Below are 17,520 nucleotides of genomic sequence, written 5' to 3'. Positions count from 1 at the left end.
CACAGCGAAGGCCCAAAACATGCACGACCCCAACGAGCTTGAAACCCTACTCGAACGCCGTGGCGCCCTGTGGTTGGCACTCTCGCCCCTGTGGCTCGAGCGCGAGCCCCGCGAGCGCGAATACATCCATATGCTTGAGGTGATCGAGGCACAAGGGCATACGCCTCAGGAGCTGGAGATGATCTATCGGCTGGAGATGGCGCCGGTCATGTCGCGTCGCCAGATGTCGGTGGCCGGCGAATGGCGCGCCTTCGACGAGGACCGCCTGCTGCTCGACCTGGCACGCCACACGCGGCGCTTGCATGGCTGGCGCAAGGGCTTCTGGCTGCTGTTTTCCGGGTTGACCACGATGATGAGTCGGCCGCGCTTCGACATCCTGATCGAACGTCTGCATGCGACCGCATCATGAGCCGTACGAGCATCATGCCGAGAACGGAATATCCAGTGCTCGCTCGATATCCGCCGCCATGCGGCGCGGCGAGACGCGCGGCGCAAAACGCTGAATCACATGGCCATCACGCCCCACCAGGAACTTGGTGAAATTCCACTTGATGGGGGTGCTGCCCAGCACGCCCGGCGCCTGGCGGCGCAGCAATACGAACAGCGGATGGGCATCGCGTCCGTTGACGTGCACCTTTTCCATCACTGGAAAGCTGACCCGATATTCACGCATGCAGAAGGCGCCGAACCCTTCGGCCGACTCCGGCGTCTGGCGAGCGAACTGATTGCAGGGAAACGCCAGCACGGTGAAGCCCTGATCGTGATAACGGCGATACAGCCACTCGAGCTCCTTGAGCTGCGGCGTATAACCGCAGCGGCTGGCGACATTGACGATCAACAGCACCTGCCCGCGCAACGCGCGCAGATTGAAGGGCTCCATCCGGTTGGTATGGCAATCCTGGCTATATAGCGTCATGGCGATCGCGCATCACGTTCATCGTCGGGAACACCTCTTCATTGTCGTCCGCCTGCGGCAGGGCTTCAATCATCCCGTGCCGTCAACCAGCCCTGGTCAAGCATGCGCTCCAGCGCGACGCGGCTATCTGGCGTGGCGTCTTCCAAGGCCAACGCAGCCTCCACCGTCAACCAGGTGGCATCGGCGACTTCGTCCGCTTGCAGGACCAGCGGCCCATCGTAATCGACCACGAAGGCACTGCCATGAATGAAGTTGCTACCATCGGTATAACGGAACGTGAAACACGGCGTCAACGACACGCCCTCGATGCCGAGCTCTTCCGCCAGCTCGCGACGCGCAGCGATATGCTCCGCTTCCCCCGCGCCGACCACGCCGCCGGTCGCCAAATCATGATAGCCGGGAAAGACTTCCTTGGTCAGCGTGCGGCGCTGCACGCATAGCTCGCCTCGCCCATTGCGCACGAATACGTACGTCGCGCGGTGCCAGAAGCGAAAGCGCCGCATCAGCCGACGCGAGGCACTGCCGCAAGGACGATTGCGAGCATCCACCAGTTGGATGCGCTCATCCTTGATGACCGGCTCGGGCAGCGCCCCAGGCGTTGCGGAAGACGACGGCGTGAGCATGGCGTGACCTGTGACGTATCGATGCGAAAAGGCTTCAGCATGCCAGAGCCCGGGCATCGCGTCATGTCGAATCCACTAATGGACATGCAGAAGGCCTACCCCAGAAGCCTGGGGCGCACTTCAGGCTGGGTTATCGCAGGCACGGCGGCGGGCCGGGGTCGAGCGCTGCGTCAACGCACCGATAAAAGCGGTGAGCGACAACGCCGCCACGACACCGCCATATACATACGTCGTCGGCAGCAGCCCCACATGCTGTGTCGCCACGCCGCCGACCATGGCCAAAAGGCTGGCGGACAAGTAGCAGATGACATAGAACGCCGCCATCAACGCCGAACGCTCAGTGGGCGGCGCCAATGGCATCACCGTACGCATGGCGCCCATGAAAGCCGCGCCGAAACCGATCCCGGCAAAGGCGGTACCGCTCAACAGCACCGCCACGCTGCGCCAATACACCCCCAACAACAGCACGCTCATGCCGACGATCAAGCAGCCCGTGCCGATGAGCACGGCCACACGGGGCGGCTTGCCGCGCAGCGTCAACACACTGATGGCACCCACGCAGGGCAGCAGGAACGTAATCAGGCAACCCACCAGCGGGTTATGGATACCGCTGACGGTCTCCACCAGTGTAGGACCCAAGGACAGCGAGAAACCGCCCAGCGCCCAGGACGAAATCACCGCTGCCACCACGCGCAGCAGCGGCCCTCGGACCGGCGGTGGTATATAGGCGCGTGGCCGTAGCGAGGCCCAGACACCCGGGCGCGGCGTCACGCTCTCGCGTATGCGCCCCAGCAGCAAGCCTTGAACTACCAGGGCCACAGCCAAGAGCGCGTACACCAGATGCAGCGGCGCCGGGGCGTACGTCACCAAGATGCCCGCGATCAGAGCGCCGATGCCCATGCCGAAAAGCGGTGCGATACTCGCCATGACGGGCCCACGTTGGTGATCGCTATCGAGCATGGCCGCCGCCAGCGCGCTGGTCACCACACCGGTGGCGATACCCTGGAGGATACGTGCCACCATGAGCCACGCCAGGCTATCAGCCCAGAAGAATACCCCCAGCGACAGGATTTCGCCCACGATGGCGCCCGCCACCACCGGCCGCCGACCGATATGATCCGACAGCGATCCTGACACCAGCAGTGCCACCAGCAAGGCGAACACATAACTGGCAAATACCAGCGTCAGCATCGTGGCAGAGAATCCCCACGTCTGCTGATAGAGCCGGTACAACGGCGTCGGGGCACTGGACGCCGCCAGGAAGGTGATCATCAAGATGGCATAGTAAGCCAGTTGCCCGAGGCGTGGCGTCGGGTAGGCGTCCGTCTTACCCGAGAATGAAGGCGGTGACATGGTGAAGTCCATTAATGCTAAGATTGTGCGTTAGAAGCAGTCTGAACTTAGCAAGCTCATAAAGCAAATATTTTGCGTTAGGTAACTATGGCCATCAAAGAAGCCGTTCGTCCCGGGGGACGCAGCGCACGGGTGCAAGAAGCCGTGCATCAAGCGGTGCGCGAGTTGCAGACCGCCAAATCCCGCGAGGAACTCAGCGTTCCGCAGATCGCGCACAAGGCCGGCGTGACGCCGTCGACGATCTATCGCCGCTGGGGGAATCTTGCCGAGTTGCTGGCGGACGTGTCGCTCGAGCGCCTTCATCCCGACGAAGAGCCACCGCATACCGGTTCCTTGGCAAGTGATCTACAGGCCTGGGGCGAGCACTATCTCGACGAGATGACCTCGCCAACCGGCCAGTGCATGCTCAGCGATATCATGGCCAGCGCCGAACGCGAACGGCGCCAACGCTGCTACCGTTACAATGAAACGATCATGGCGTGCCTGCGTGAACGCGCCGTGATGCGCGGCGAAGCCACGCCATCGGTCGAAGACTTGATGGATGGCGTGATCGCGCCGATGACCTACCGACTGCTTTATGACCTCGACACGGCGACGTCCGCGCGCCTCAGTCGCTGGATCGCGCAGACGCTGTCGAGTACCGACACGCCCGGCTAATCCCACCAGGGTCGCATTGACCCCGGCTCGACGTCTGGCCATGCTCGAAGCACAGCGCAGCCCGCTGCCGCCTTCAGGAGTCGCTTCCATGTCCGACCACGCCGCTCGCACTCATCTCGCCACGCACGACGTCACCAACCAGCCCCCGCTCGGCGGCGACCATGACCTCTTGGAAGAGGACACGGCCCTGCGTGAGGCCCTGGCGCGCGAGGCCCCGGAGTGGGTCGCGACGCGTCTCGCCCCGCTTGCCCGCGAGGCCGGGCGTGACACCTGGCAAACCATCGCCGATGAGGCCAACCGGTACCCTCCCGAGCTACACTTGTTCGATCGCCACGGGCGCCGGCTCGACGAAGTGCGCTACACCGAGGCCTATCATCGCTTGATGCACTTGGCCTGCGACGGCGGCTGGCAGGCCGTGGCCTGGGAACAGGAAGGCGAAGGCGGCCACCAAGCGCATGTCGCCGCGCTTTATCTCTTGACCCAGGTCGAGCCGGGGTTCTGCTGCCCGATCACCATGACCCACGCCGCCTACCCCGTGCTACGCCACGACAGCGCCGTGCTCGAGACATGGGGACCGCGCCTGCTGGCACACGACTACGATCCTCGCGCCCTGCCCGCCAGCGACAAGCGTGCGGCAACCTTCGGCATGGCGATGACCGAGAAACAAGGCGGCAGCGACGTGCGCCGCAATACCACTCAGGCGACGCGCCAGCCGGATGGCAGCGCGCGTCTCACCGGCCACAAGTGGTTCTGCAGCGCGCCGATGTCGGATGCTTTTCTGACCCTGGCCCAGGACGACGCCGGCATTGGCTGCTTCCTGGTACCGCGCTTTCGCCCCGATGGCGAGCGCAATGGCATGCAACTGCAGCGCCTCAAGGACAAGTGCGGCAACCGCGCCAATGCCTCGGCGGAAATCGAGTATGTCGATGCCTGGGCGCACCCCATCGGCGAGCCGGGACGCGGCGTCGCCACCATTCTCGAGATGGTTCAGCAGACCCGGCTCGATGCCGCCACCGCCCCCGCTGGCATGATGCGCCAGGCGACGCTCGAGGCCTGGCGCCACGTGCAAGGCCGCGAAGCGTTCGGCAAACGCCTCGCCGAGCAGCCCTTGATGCGCCGCGTGATCGCTGACCTGGCCCTGGAAACCGAGGCCAGCCTGGCACTCTGCCTGCGCACCGCCCGCGCCTTCGACGGCGCCGCCCGCGATCCACATGAGCGTGCCCTGGCGCGCTTGCTCCCTGCGCTGGCCAAGTTCTGGCACAACAAGCGTGGTCCGGCATTCATGGCCGAGGCCATGGAATGCCTCGGCGGCATCGGCTACGTCGAGGAGGCACCGCTAGCGCGGCTTTACCGTGAAGCGCCGGTGAATTCGATCTGGGAAGGTTCAGGCAATGTCATGTGTCTGGACGTGATGCGCGTGATGGCCCGCCATCCGGAAAGTATCGCCGCCCTGCGCCAGGAACTCGCCCTGGCACGCGGCGCTCACCCCGATTTCGACCGGGCATTTGAAGCCCTCGAACGACGTCTCAAGGCCACGCCGGACGTGCTGGAAGCCCAGGCCCGCTGGCTGACCCAGCGCCTCGCGCAATGTCTGCAGGCCGCGCTGCTGTTGCGCTACGCACCCAATGCTATCGGCGAGACTTTTTGTGCGGTCCGCCTCGGCGAGGAGGCCTCACCGTTGTTCGGCGTCTTGCCGTCTCACGCGCCGCTGGACACCATCCTTGAGCGAATCGCGCCTTGAGGGTGGTTGCTACGCTCCATCAACCAATGACGATGCGCAGCGCCAGGCCCAGCAGCAAGACACCGGTCGCCCGGTTGATCCAGTGCGCGCGTGCCTGAAGCCAGGGTAAAACCGCCGAATGCGAGAGCGCCAGCGCCACCAGCACGTACCAGCCAGCGTCGATCAGTGACGCGGTCGCCACGATCACCGTCTTGGCCCCCGCGCCCATGTCGGCGCTCACGAACTGGCTCAGCAAGGCCACGAAGAAGAGAATCAGCTTGGGATTGGCCAGCGCCACCAGCACGCCGTCTCGCGCGGCCATACCAGGGCGACTGGCCATGCCGCCTGTCTCCAGGGCCCCGCCGCGGCCAGCGCGCAACGCCTTCACGCCCAGCCAGGCCAGGTACGCCGCCCCGCCCCAGGTGATCGCCTTGAACAACAGCGGCTGATGAACGATGACCGCGCCCAGGCCCCACACGGTCAACGCCGCGTAGAAGCCCACACCCGCCGCATGGCAAACACCGGCGACCACGCCCGGCACGCGCCCACCGCCTAGCGTATGGCGCAGCACCATCGCCAGACTCGGCCCTGGCGACATCGCTCCCATGGCACACACCGCCGCCAGCGACAGCCACAAACTCAGTGACATCGCACAGGTTCCGTCATGAAATAAGCGCGCAACTTAGCGGTCGGCGTCCTTCATGCGGCCCTGGCAATCGCGCTCGATGACGTTGCGTTCGCCCTCATCGTTCTCGCGGTAAAGCTCACCTTCGTCATCCTTGGTGTGCCAGATGTAGGCGAGCTGTTCGTCGTCGCTGGCATAGCGTGCGTCGGCGCCCGAGGCAATTTGGTGCATGGGGATGGAATCGTGACCGTAGCTCAACATGGCACTATCGGTGTCAGCGCCATATTGGAAATAGGTCACCGACAGCGATGTGTCTCCCTCACACTGGTAAATCTGGGTATGCTGATCGGCGCGATCATCATCGCCACCTTGCATGGCGCACCCCGTCATCAAGGTCGCTAGCGCCAACAGGGTAAGACTGACAGGTTTCATCGGAACTCCTTTCCAGGAACATCATGATGGAAGCGCGATACGACGCCATGTTTTCAAAAGCGTACCGCAGCTAATTTATGACCGTACAATGTGTTGCAGACATTCTATCTTAAACGACGCGTGACACACCCAACACGCACCGGGATATTTAGTGGGCATCATTACGGCGCTCTCAACCCATCACACGGAGGTCAGCATGACGAATTGCGCGCGAACCGACCATCATTGCCAGCGTTGCGAAGGCCCATTGCCGTTCGCCTTCAGCATGGCGTTCCAGCCCATCGTCGATGTCGCGACGCAACGTATCGTCACTCATGAGGCCCTGGTACGCGGCGTCAATGGCGAATCGGCCTACCAGATACTTTCCCAAGTATCGGACGGCTTGCTCTACCGATTCGATCAGGCCTGTCGCGTCAAGGCCATCGAACTCGCCGCCCGACTCGAGATGGCAAGCGCGCTCTCGATCAACTTCCTGCCCAACGCCGTCTATGAACCCCAGGCCTGCATACAGGCGACGCTAGCAATTTCAGAAAAAGTCGGGTGGCCCACCGAGCGACTGGTATTCGAAATTACCGAAACCGAAAGCGTCACCGATCGCGCCCATTTGCGCAGCATCATCGACACCTATCGCCGGATGGGCTTTACCACCGCTCTGGATGACTTCGGCAAGGGCCACGCCAATCTGGACCTGTTGGTCGAGTTGCGCCCCGACAAGCTCAAGATCGATCGTGACCTGGTGATGGACTGCCATCGCGACCCGCGTCGCCAGATCTTGCTCAAGGCGGTGGCCGACATCGCCGCCCAGCTCGACATCGAAACGGTCGCCGAAGGCATCGAGTGCCGGGACGAAGCGCGCTGGCTGCATGAGGAAGCCGGCATCGTGCAGCATCAAGGCTTTTATTACGCACGTCCCGCGTTCGAAGCGCTGCCCACGGTGACCGGCTTCGCGGCTTCCTAAACATCGCGGCCCCGACTGCATGCCGGGGTCGCGGTATTTCTCCTACCTTAGCGAGCCGTCAGGCATCGTCGGGCAGCGCATAGGCGATCACGTAGTCACCACTGGGGGTTTCCATGAAGTGGTGTCCCGTAGCGACGATCACCAGATACTGACGACCATTCGCCTCGTAGACCATCGGATTGGCCTGACCGCCCGCCGGTAACGGCGCTTGCCACACGGTATCGCCACTCTCGATATCGATCGCGCGGATCAAGTCATCGGTCGCTGCGGCGATGAAGATCAGACCACCCGCCGTGACCACCGAGCCGCCGTTATTGGGCGTGCCGATATCGATGGGCAAGCCGGAGCGAATCCCCCACGGGCCGTTGGCGCGCGCCGTGCCCAACGGGCGATCCCACAGCGTATCGCCGCTGGCCAGCTCGATGGCGCGAATATGCCCGTACGGTGGCTGCTTGCACAGCATGCCGGTATAAGGCACACGCCAGCCGGCGTTGACGTTGATCGCGTAAGGCGTGTTGGCCTGCGGATCGCCCGCACCTTCGGCGCCACCGCCATCGCTATCCAGTTCCTCGCGTGGCTTCCAGCCCTTGGCATCGGCCTCCTCGCGAGGCACCAGCTCGTTGTAATTGGGCATGTCGTTGTAGTTGGCAATCATCACGCCGCGCCGAGGGTCGATGGAGACACTGCCCCAGTCGGAACCTCCGTTATAACCGGTGTACTGAATCCACGGCTGATCGGCGGTGGGCGGCGTGTACATGCCCTTCCAACTGGCTTGCTGGTACTGGATACGGCAGAAAAGCTGATCGAAAGGAGACATGCCCCACATGTCCTTCTCGTTGATGTCGGGCTGACGCAGGGTCGCGTAACGCGAGAACGGCTGTGTCTCGCTGCGTTCTTCCGGCTCGGCACCGCCTTGCGGCACGGGGCGTTCTTCGGCGCCACCGCCCAGCAACTCGCCGGTTTCACGATTGAAGACGTAGATTTCGCCCTGCTTGGTGGGCATCACCAAGGCCGGCACTTCTCCGTCATCGGTGGGGAAGTCGATCAATGTCGGCTGCGAACCGGGGTCGTAGTCCCAGACATCCTTGTGCGCAGTCTGGAAGTGCCACTCGGGCAGACCGGTCTCGACGTTGAGCGCCACCATCGAACTTGCCCACTCGTTTTCTTCCGGCGTGCGCGAGCCGCTCCAGTAGTCGGCAGCGCTATTGGCCATCGGCAGATACACCAGACCGAGCTGGCTGTCGCCAGCGGCGGTCGTCCACATATTGGGAGAGCCACGCACGTAGGTGTCGTCACCGCTGAGCGGTTCGCTCTGCTCGGGGCGCCCGGCGTCCCAGGCCCACTCGAGCTCACCGGTGACGGCGTCGAACCCCTTGATGACACCGGAGGGCGGATAACGGCGCTGCCCATCGAGCACCTGATGGCCGGTAACGACGACATCGCGCACTACCACGGGCGCCGAGTTGATCGACACGTAGCCATCCGGCGTTTCGCCCATGTTCTTTTTGATGTCGACCTGGCCGTTATCCCCGAAATCGGCACACGGCTCGCCGGTGGCGGCGTCGACCTCGAGCATGCGGCCATCGAGCGTGCCGGAAATGATGCGGGCGCGGCAGTTCTGCGAATCGCCCTCATCGCCGCTGGCCAGATCGTCGAGCCGGTCGTCCGGCACTTCGTAATACGTAACGCCACGGCAGGCAGCAGTATAAGGAATGGCGTCTTCGGATACCTGCGGGTCGTAGCGCCAGTTCTCTTCGCCACTATCGGCATCGAGCGAGATCAGGATGTTGCGCGACGTACACAAGAACACATCGTCGCCGACCTTGAGCGGCGTGGTTTCGGCGCCCCAGCGATGATCGAGCAGGTCTCCGGTTCTATATTGCCACGCGACTTCGAGATCGCCGACGTTATCCGGGGTAAGCTGATCGAGCGGAGAGTAGCGCGTCGCGGCGCTGTCACGCCCATAGGCAACCCAGTCTCCATCGGCGGGAGTATCCGCCGGCTGAGCATCGCCGACATCGGTCGCCAATGAATTCTCGGCGACCTCGGGCACGCCCTCGAACTGTTGATAACCACGCGGCACGAACGCCAACGCACCGGCGACGATCAGGCCCAGGCACAACACGCCCGCCACCGAGAACCCCGCCTTGCGGGATGGCCCGCCCCTGAGGCTCGGCATAACCGGTGCAACCAGAATGGCCAGGATCAACGCGACATCGAGACGCGGAATCCAGCGCCAGTAATTCAGCCCCGATTCCCAGGCGGCCCAGATCAGCGTGCCGATGAACACCACGCCATAAAGCCAGGCACCGGAAACACGGCCACGCACCAATTGTACGCCGGAGACGAGCATCAGAATGCCCGCAATCGCGTAATACCAGGAACCACCCAATGACGCTAGATAAAGCCCGCCGCCGCCTAACGCGAGGCCGACGAGCGCAACGATGATACCCACGAGTTTGGCGAACGGACCGCCAACCCTGTGGGAAGATGTCTTAGTAGCCAAAACGCTTCTCCTTGAATGATCGTGATCCCTAGCATCGCCGATGAAAGCGACACGCCATGCAGCTTGAGACGCGTTTTCACCGCGCCCTGCCGTCTTGATGGCTCGCCCTCAGGATAGAGCAACCCAAGCTTTTATACCTAATTGATTAATAAAAGATATACAGATCGACAAGCAGACAGAACGCTGGCCACGCGCACACGAAAAACGGACGCATGTCTCATCGACATCATCAGGAAAAGGAGAACGCTAGAAGATTGTCTTGCTGGGATGACCGAAGTCATTAAGAAAGGTTGGTGCCCGGGGTCGGACTCGAACCGACACAGTGTTTCCACCGGCGGATTTTGAATCCGCTGCGTCTACCAATTTCGCCACCCGGGCAGCGGAGACGTATTATACGGAGCAGATTGGCGACGTCAATCATCCGGGCCTGACTTCGTCGCCTGTCTCGATTATCATAGGCCGCCTTCGTCGAGCGCACGCCGGGCGTGCCTCATCTCCGATTACCGTTTTTCGATTACAGGTCGTTCTCTCCAACGCCATGCAGCGCGCCGATTTCCATTTCGATCTCCCCGATGAGCTGATCGCTCGTTACCCGTCTGAGAAACGCAGTGACTGTCGCCTGCTGTGCCTGGACGACGCGAGCGGCGAAATTCAGCATCGCCGCTTCACCGACTTGCTGACGCAGCTCGAGCCCGGCGACCTGCTGGTGTTCAACGACACCCGTGTGATTCCCGCGCGGCTGTTCGGGCAAAAGGCCAGCGGTGGGCGCGTCGAGATGCTTCTCGAACGCCCGCTGGATGCGCATCGTGGTCTGGCGCACCTACGCGCCAGCAAGGCTCCCAAGCCCGGCACCGAGCTGATTTTCGAGGGCGATATCCGCGCGGTGGTCGAAGAGCGTCACGAGGCCTTGTTCGAGCTGCGCTTTTTAGGCGAGACACCACTGATCGCGCTGCTTGAACGCCACGGGCACATGCCCTTGCCGCCGTATATCGACCGCGAAGACGAGCTCGACGACCGCGAGCGTTATCAGACTGTTTATGCCCGTCGCGAGGGCGCGGTAGCGGCGCCCACCGCCGGCCTGCATTTCGACGAGGCATTGATGGCGGCGCTGCGTGAGCGTGGCGTGGAGATGGGCTATGTCACCCTGCACGTGGGGGCAGGCACCTTTCAGCCAGTCCGCGTGGACGATATTCGCGAGCATCACATGCACAGCGAATGGCTGGAAGTCGATGAGACGCTATGCCGCCAAGTCGAGGCCACCCGAGCGCGCGGCCAGCGTGTCATCGCCGTGGGCACGACCAGCGTGCGTTGCCTGGAAACTGCCAGCCAAGGCCGGGACGACGGTCGCATCGCGCCTTATCGTGGCGACACCGATATCTTCATCTATCCCGGTTACGCGTGGCGCTGTGTCGATGCACTGATCACCAATTTCCATTTGCCCGAGTCAACACTGTTGATGCTGGTCTCAGCGTTCGCCGGCTATCGCCAGGTGATGCATGCCTACCGCGAAGCCGTCGCCGAGCGTTACGCCTTCTTCAGCTATGGCGATGCCATGCTCCTCAGCCGGTCGGCAACGTCACATCCTTTCCCCGAGGCTTCTCATGTTTAACGAGACTTCCCATGCCTAACGAGGTTCCCCATGCGTAACGAGAGCTTCATGCGTTTCGAGCGCCTCGCCGAGGATGGCATGGCACGCCGCGGCCGTTTGAGCCTCCCCCGCGGCACGGTGGAAACGCCCGCTTTCATGCCCGTCGGCACCTACGGCACGGTCAAGGGCATGACGCCCGAATCGGTCGAACAGATCGGTGCCGAGATCATCCTCGGCAACACCTTCCACCTCTGGTTGCGGCCGGGTACCGAGGTCATCGAGACCCACGGTGACCTCCACGACTTCGCCCAGTGGCACAAGCCGATCCTCACCGACTCTGGCGGCTTTCAGGTCTTCTCGCTGGGCGACATGCGCAAGATCACCGAGGAAGGCGTGCACTTCCGCTCGCCCGTGGATGGCGCCAAGGTCTTCATGGGCCCCGAGGAATCGATGGCCGTGCAGCGTTCGCTGGGCTCGGACATCGTGATGATCTTCGATGAATGCACGCCCTACCCGGCCACCCAGGAAGAAGCCAAGCGCTCGATGGAGATGTCGCTGCGCTGGGCGCAGCGTTCGCGCATCGCGCATGGTGATTCGCCTGCGGCGCTGTTCGGCATCATTCAGGGTGGCATGTACCCCGAGCTTCGCGAGCGCTCCCTGAAGGGGCTTCTGGACATCGGCTTCGACGGGCTCGCCATCGGCGGTTTATCAGTGGGCGAACCCAAGGAAGAGATGCTCAAGGTACTCGACTATTTGCCGGGGTGGATGCCGGACGACAAGCCGCGCTACCTGATGGGCGTCGGCAAACCCGAGGATCTGGTCGAAGGCGTGCGTCGCGGGGTGGATATGTTCGACTGCGTGATGCCCACGCGCAACGCGCGCAATGGCCATCTCTTCACGGCCGACGGCACCGTCAAGATCCGTAACGCCCAGCATCGCCACTCCACACAGGCACTCGAAGCGGAGTGCGATTGTCATACGTGTCGGCACTTCACGCGCAGCTATCTGCATCATCTGGATCGTTGCGGCGAAATGCTCGGTGCCATGCTCAATACCATCCACAATCTACGTTATTACCAACGTGTCATGGCTGGTTTGCGCACTGCCATTGAAGCGGGTACATTGACTGCCTTTGTCGAAGACTTCTACGCACGGCGTGGCATGCCGGTGCCGCCGCTGTCAGCGTGATCGAATGCCATCCGGGATACGCTCTCGGGCACAGATTCAACCCCACTACCATCCGGAGATAACAATCCATGCTGGAGTTTCTCATTCCCGCAGCTCACGCGCAGGATGCTTCATCCGCGGGCGGCGGCATTGCCCAGATCGTCATGCTGGTCGGTTTCGTACTGATCTTCTACTTTCTGCTCTGGCGTCCGCAGTCCAAGCGTGCCAAGCAGCACAAACAACTGATCAGCAACCTTTCCAAAGGCGATGAGATCGTCATCGGTGGCGGCTTGATGGGGCGTGTCACCAATGTCGGCGACGATTTCATCAGCCTGGAAATCGCCGAAGGCACCGAGGTGAACGTTCAGAAGAACTCCGTCGCCGCGGTATTGCCCAAGGGCACCCTGAAGTCCATCTGATCCCCTATAAGGAGGCGCGAAACCGCCCCTCCTCAACGCCACCGGCCATATTCTATGGTCGGTGGCTGTCTTCTGCGTCAGCAACAAGGACAGGGCTTCCATGCTCAACCGTTACCCCCTGTGGAAGTATCTGCTGATACTCATAGTACTTCTCGTCGGCATCATCTACGCGTTACCCAATCTTTACCCCGCCGACCCCGCCGTTCAAATCAGCAGTACCGCCAACGGCTCCGCACTCGATCAAGAGCGCCTCGACCGCTTGACCCAAGCGCTCGCGGACGAAGGCATCGATGTCAAGAAAAGCGAGCTGGATGGCAACAGTGCGCTGATTCGCCTCGAAGAAGCCGATCAGCAAATCGCTGCCCGCGATACCCTCGACGAGCGGCTGGGCGACGCTTATACCGTGGCGCTCAATCTCGCCGATGCGACACCCGACTGGTTGGCCGGCCTTTCAGCCGCGCCCATGAAGCTCGGCCTCGACCTCCAGGGCGGGGTGCACTTCCTGCTGCAGGTCGACATGGACGCCGCCGTCCAGCAACGCCTGGAAGCGAATGCCAGCGCCGTCCGCGACATCCTGCGCGACGAGCGAATCCGTTATCGTGACACCGAAATCGGCGACCGCACGATCACGTTCCAGTTCGCCAACGAAGACGATCGCAACGAGGCACGCGGCTTGATCGCCGACCAGTTCCCTGACTTCGACTACGCGAACGAAGAAGGCGATAGTGGCGCGGCCCTGACGATGACCTTCACCGAACAAGCCGTGCAGGCGCTTCAGGACTACGCCATCAATCAGAACCTGACGACGATCCGCAACCGCGTCAACGAATTGGGCGTTTCGGAGCCACTGGTGCAGCGCCAGGGCCCCAGCCGCATCGTCGTCGAACTGCCCGGCGTGCAGGACACCGCCGCCGCCAAGCGTATCGTGGGGGCCACCGCGAATCTGGAGTTCCGTCTGGAAGCCCGCTCGGACACGCCCGACCGCGAGATCGAAACACTCAGCTTCCGCAATGACGAAGACCGCAGCGCAGAGTTGATGCGTGACGTCATCGTCACCGGCGATCATGTCTCCAGCGCCAGCCGGAGCTTCGATCAAAACAACCGTCCGCAGGTCAACATCAACCTCGATGGCACCGGCGGCTCGATGATGAGCCGCGCCACACGCTCCAATATCGGGCGCAACATGGCGGTCGTCTTCATCGAGCACAAGACCCGCACACGCACGGTTATGGAAGACGGCGAAGAGGTCGAAAAGCGCGAGGCCTATACCGAGCGCGGCATCATCAGCCTGGCGACCATTCAAAGCGCCTTGAGCAACCGCTTCCGCATCACCGGTCTCGATTCCTCGAGCGAGGCGGCAGACCTGGCCTTGCTGCTGCGCTCCGGCTCGCTGGCGGCGCCCATTTATTTCGCTCAGGAGCGCACCATCGGGCCCAGCCTGGGCGCGCAGAACATCAATCAGGGCATTCTCTCGGTAGAACTCGGCCTGTTGCTCGTGGTGCTGTTCATGCTGGCGCGCTACAAGGCCTTCGGCATCGTCGCCAACATCTCGCTGGGGCTAAACCTGGTGCTGCTGGTCGCCGCAATGTCGATGCTCGGCGCCACCCTGACGCTTCCCGGGATCGCCGGTATCGTGCTGACACTAGGCATGGCAGTGGATGCCAACGTCTTGATATTCGAGCGAATACGTGAAGAGATCAAAGCCAAAATGCCTGCCCAGCAAGCGATACATGCCGGCTTCGAGCGCGCCTTCACCTCGATCGTCGACGCCAACATCACCACCCTGCTGGTGGCAGTCATCCTGTTCTCGATCGGCACCGGACCGGTCAAAGGCTTCGCCGTCACACTGTCGCTGGGCATTCTGACCTCGATGTTTACCGCCATCCTGGTCTCACGTGCCCTGATCAACCTCACCATCGGCGGACGCCCGCTGAAGAAAATCTGGATCTGAGGAGAGCGAGCGATGCGACAGTTAGACTTCATGGGCAAACGCCGCATAGCCTTCGCCGTTTCCGTGCTGCTCGCGGTCATTGCGATCGGTGCCCTGGCGTTCAAAGGCCTCAACCTGGGCCTGGACTTCACCGGCGGCACGCTGGTGGAAGTCCGCTACGAACAAGCCCCGGCGCTTGACGAACTACGCAGCCAGTTAGGCGACGAGGGCTTCGAGGATGCCCAGGTGCAAACCTTCGGCACCTCCAACGATATCCTCGTGCGGCTGCAGCAGACCTTCGACAATGATGTCGGGCAACGCGTCGTGGGCATTCTGGACAGCGACGCAAATCCGGTGGATCTGGTCCGCGCCGAGTTTGTCGGCGCACAGGTCGGCGATCAGCTGCGCGATCAGAGCGGTATGGGCATGCTGCTGGCTCTGGCGGTGGTCATGGTGTACGTGGCTTTCCGCTTCCAGTACAAGTTCGCGCTCGGTGCCCTGATTTCCCTCGGCCATGACGTGTTGATAATACTCGGCATCTTCGCGCTGTTCGGACTGGACTTCGATTTGACGGTGTTGGCCGCCATACTGGCGGTGATCGGTTACTCGCTCAACGACACCATCATCGTCTACGACCGAATACGCGAGAATATCCGCAAGTCGCAAATCGACGACATGGCGCAGATATTCAACGAGTCGATCAACCAGACCCTGGCGCGCACCATGGCCACCTCGGGGACCACATTGCTGGTACTCCTGGCACTGTTCTTCCTCGGCGGAGACATGATCCACAACTTCTCGATCGCCTTGATACTGGGCGTCGTCGCGGGGACCTTCTCATCGGTCTACGTCGCCGCAGCGTTGCTGCTGGCCATCAAGCTGCAGCGCAAGGACCTGATCCGGCCCAAGAAGGAAAACGACGAGGAAGAAGAACTGCCCTGAGCCATCATCGGTTTAGCAGCTGTTCAGTATCCAATACGCCTCCCCCTCGGGAGGCGTATTGCGTTGGAGCGTGGATTGCGTTGAGCGCTTAATCACGCGACACGATCTTCAACCCATGACGGCGTAGCTTGCGCACCACACTGGGCTGACTGATACCCAGGCGCTCGGCCATGGCGTAGGTGCTCGACAAGCGCGCCGCCAACTCGCCGAGGATTTCGGCCTCGACAGCCTCCAGCGTGTCACGCAAGGAGCGCCCTTCTTCCAGCGTCGCCAGCGGACTGCTTCCACTGGTCGCCGTGCTCACGCGCGCCGACGCCACATCACGCTCCTCCATCGGCGCACCGATGACACCGCCCTCGGCGGACAGCCAAGCGCGTTCGAGCCAGTTTTCCAGCTCGCGGACGTTCCCCTGCCAGTCGCCGCCCATCAACTCCGGCCACACACGAGGATGCAACACCTTGTCCATGCCATAACGATCGTTGAGCCTGGCGAGCTGACGTTCCGCAAGGCCGGGGATATCTTCGCGGCGTTCGCGCAAGGGCGGCAGCGTGACGGGAATCACGTTGAGCCGATAGTAAAGATCGAGACGAAAACGCCCTTCCTCCACGCGCTGCGCCAGGTCCTGATTGGTGGCAACCACCAGGCGAAAATCGACTCGCCGTGAGCGCGTATCGCCCAGTCGCGTCAGATAACCGTCCTGAATCACCTTCAAAAGCTTGCTCTGCATCGCCAGGGGCAACTCGCCGATCTCATCGAGAAACAGCGTGCCCTTGTGGGCCTGCTCCAGGAGCCCGGCCTTGCCCATCCGCGCGGCACCGCTGAACGCACCAGGCTGATAGCCGAACATTTCGGATTCGAACAGCGACTCGGGGATCGCCGCGCAATTGACGTCTACGAAGGCGCCGTCGCAACGCTGGCTCCAGCGGTGCAACTGGCGCGCGAAGGCCGTCTTGCCTACCCCCGACTCGCCGAGCATCAGCACCGTGGCATCGGTCGGTGCCACCCGCTTGATGAGCTGCGCCACCTCGTGCATGACCTGACTGCGCACCTCCAGCGATTCTAACTCCAACGCATCCCCCGGGGCCGGACTACCGCCACGCTTGAGGTGCTCGTTGAAGCGGCGCTGGAGAAGCGCGTATTCGTCTTGCAGCAAGCGCAGATCGGTCATATCCATGGAACGACTGATGACGCGTACCAAGCGCCCGGAGGCGTACACCGGGTAGGCCTCGGCGATCACCTGTCGCCCCGTGCCGGTGCGCTGCATGACCTGCGCCGGTTGACCGGTGCGGATGACCTCGAGCGAGACCGAGGGCGATAGCACGCCACGTGCCTCCAGTTCATAGACCGTGGTCGCGCACAACGACTGACGGCTCATGCCATAGACGGCGGCACTGCCCGGGCTGACATCCAGCACCTGACCATCGACATCGACGATGAAGACATGATCGTGGCCGGTATGAATCAGTGCCTCGAGCGTTAGCGCTTCAATATCGTGTTCTTGCATAGCGCTCTCGATTCATTTTTGCATCAAGATACAATAGTGGATCACCAATCGCCGCCGAGCAATGCATCTTTGCATCAGTCATGGCGCTAAGTTATTGATTATAGGCATTCCTAAACTTGGCATGGTTCGTGCCTGCAATAAAGCAGTACCAACAACAATCCACTGCTTCCCACCAGGAGC

Annotated in this window: 16 protein-coding genes and 1 tRNA gene; 9 read left to right on the top strand and 8 right to left on the bottom strand. The window is 62.2% G+C overall.

The genetic code is table 11. The features are described 5' to 3' along the window. Positions 1-19 precede the first annotated feature (19 nt). The gene (locus tag L1071_RS13745; RefSeq protein ID WP_246975853.1) at positions 20-409 is read left to right on the top strand and encodes a DUF7079 family protein; all 390 of its coding nucleotides are present in this window, start codon (positions 20-22) and stop codon (positions 407-409) included. 12 nt (positions 410-421) lie between these two features. On the opposite strand, the gene L1071_RS13740 is transcribed toward L1071_RS13745, so the two are convergent. From L1071_RS13740 to L1071_RS13730, 3 genes are all read right to left on the bottom strand, one after another. Continuing rightward, positions 422-916 (bottom strand): glutathione peroxidase, encoded by a 495-nt coding sequence (locus L1071_RS13740; protein WP_246975850.1) that lies wholly within the window; start codon positions 914-916, stop codon positions 422-424. 65 nt (positions 917-981) lie between these two features. Continuing rightward, positions 982-1,539: an NUDIX hydrolase gene (locus L1071_RS13735; RefSeq protein ID WP_246975847.1), complete on the bottom strand. Its 558-nt coding sequence runs from the start codon at positions 1,537-1,539 to the stop codon at positions 982-984. Between the two features lie 120 nt (positions 1,540-1,659). Continuing rightward, positions 1,660-2,892 (bottom strand): MFS transporter, encoded by a 1,233-nt coding sequence (locus L1071_RS13730; protein ID WP_246975844.1) that lies wholly within the window; start codon positions 2,890-2,892, stop codon positions 1,660-1,662. Between the two features lie 87 nt (positions 2,893-2,979). Between L1071_RS13730 and L1071_RS13725 the strand changes: the two genes are divergently transcribed. Further along, on the top strand, positions 2,980-3,549 hold the full coding sequence (locus tag L1071_RS13725; RefSeq protein ID WP_246975841.1) for a TetR/AcrR family transcriptional regulator: 570 nt from the start codon (positions 2,980-2,982) through the stop codon (positions 3,547-3,549). Positions 3,550-3,637: 88 nt separating this feature from the next. Next, positions 3,638-5,290, top strand: coding sequence for an acyl-CoA dehydrogenase family protein (locus L1071_RS13720; RefSeq protein ID WP_246975838.1), 1,653 nt, complete (start codon positions 3,638-3,640; stop codon positions 5,288-5,290). A gap of 19 nt (positions 5,291-5,309) precedes the next feature. Here L1071_RS13720 and L1071_RS13715 read toward each other — a convergent pair whose 3' ends face one another. Both L1071_RS13715 and L1071_RS13710 read right to left on the bottom strand, forming a co-directional pair. After that, positions 5,310-5,918 carry a LysE family translocator gene (locus tag L1071_RS13715; protein ID WP_246975835.1) on the bottom strand — a complete coding sequence of 203 codons (609 nt, stop codon included), beginning with the start codon at positions 5,916-5,918 and terminating at the stop codon, positions 5,310-5,312. Positions 5,919-5,951: 33 nt separating this feature from the next. Next, the gene (locus tag L1071_RS13710; RefSeq protein WP_246975832.1) at positions 5,952-6,326 is read right to left on the bottom strand and encodes an MliC family protein; all 375 of its coding nucleotides are present in this window, start codon (positions 6,324-6,326) and stop codon (positions 5,952-5,954) included. Positions 6,327-6,522: 196 nt separating this feature from the next. Here L1071_RS13710 and L1071_RS13705 point away from each other — a divergent pair, with 196 nt between their 5' ends. Next, positions 6,523-7,284, top strand: a complete 762-nt coding sequence (locus tag L1071_RS13705; RefSeq protein WP_246975829.1) for an EAL domain-containing protein — start codon at positions 6,523-6,525, stop codon at positions 7,282-7,284. A 58-nt stretch (positions 7,285-7,342) separates the two neighbouring features. On the opposite strand, the gene L1071_RS13700 is transcribed toward L1071_RS13705, so the two are convergent. Both L1071_RS13700 and L1071_RS13695 read right to left on the bottom strand, forming a co-directional pair. Continuing rightward, the gene (locus L1071_RS13700) at positions 7,343-9,790 is read right to left on the bottom strand and encodes a membrane-bound PQQ-dependent dehydrogenase, glucose/quinate/shikimate family (RefSeq protein ID WP_246975824.1); all 2,448 of its coding nucleotides are present in this window, start codon (positions 9,788-9,790) and stop codon (positions 7,343-7,345) included. A 291-nt stretch (positions 9,791-10,081) separates the two neighbouring features. Further along, positions 10,082-10,168: transfer RNA gene (locus tag L1071_RS13695), tRNA-Leu, on the bottom strand. A 160-nt stretch (positions 10,169-10,328) separates the two neighbouring features. Between L1071_RS13695 and queA the strand changes: the two genes are divergently transcribed. The 5 genes from queA to secF all read left to right on the top strand — a co-directional run bounded on the left by queA (position 10,329) and on the right by secF (position 15,836). Further along, positions 10,329-11,399, top strand: coding sequence for a tRNA preQ1(34) S-adenosylmethionine ribosyltransferase-isomerase QueA (gene queA / locus L1071_RS13690; RefSeq protein WP_246975821.1), 1,071 nt, complete (start codon positions 10,329-10,331; stop codon positions 11,397-11,399). Positions 11,400-11,447: 48 nt separating this feature from the next. Next, positions 11,448-12,566 carry a tRNA guanosine(34) transglycosylase Tgt gene (gene tgt, locus L1071_RS13685; RefSeq protein ID WP_246975981.1) on the top strand — a complete coding sequence of 373 codons (1,119 nt, stop codon included), beginning with the start codon at positions 11,448-11,450 and terminating at the stop codon, positions 12,564-12,566. Positions 12,567-12,634: 68 nt separating this feature from the next. Continuing rightward, the gene (gene yajC, locus L1071_RS13680; RefSeq protein WP_246975818.1) at positions 12,635-12,964 is read left to right on the top strand and encodes a preprotein translocase subunit YajC; all 330 of its coding nucleotides are present in this window, start codon (positions 12,635-12,637) and stop codon (positions 12,962-12,964) included. 100 nt (positions 12,965-13,064) lie between these two features. Beyond that, the gene (gene secD, locus L1071_RS13675; protein WP_246975815.1) at positions 13,065-14,915 is read left to right on the top strand and encodes a protein translocase subunit SecD; all 1,851 of its coding nucleotides are present in this window, start codon (positions 13,065-13,067) and stop codon (positions 14,913-14,915) included. 12 nt (positions 14,916-14,927) lie between these two features. Next, complete coding sequence (gene secF / locus L1071_RS13670; RefSeq protein WP_246975813.1) at positions 14,928-15,836, top strand: protein translocase subunit SecF; 909 nt, start codon at positions 14,928-14,930, stop codon at positions 15,834-15,836. Between the two features lie 88 nt (positions 15,837-15,924). Here the strand turns inward: secF and L1071_RS13665 are convergent, their stop codons facing one another. Then, entirely contained in the window at positions 15,925-17,340 is a 1,416-nt protein-coding gene (locus tag L1071_RS13665; protein WP_246975810.1) for a sigma-54 interaction domain-containing protein, read from the bottom strand. Positions 17,341-17,520 lie beyond the last annotated feature (180 nt).

This window comes from Chromohalobacter sarecensis (genome assembly GCF_023061135.1).
Taxonomy (GTDB): domain Bacteria; phylum Pseudomonadota; class Gammaproteobacteria; order Pseudomonadales; family Halomonadaceae; genus Chromohalobacter; species Chromohalobacter sarecensis.
The sequence above is the reverse complement of the archived record's forward strand: the minus strand, read 5'-3'. Positions and strand labels throughout refer to the sequence as shown.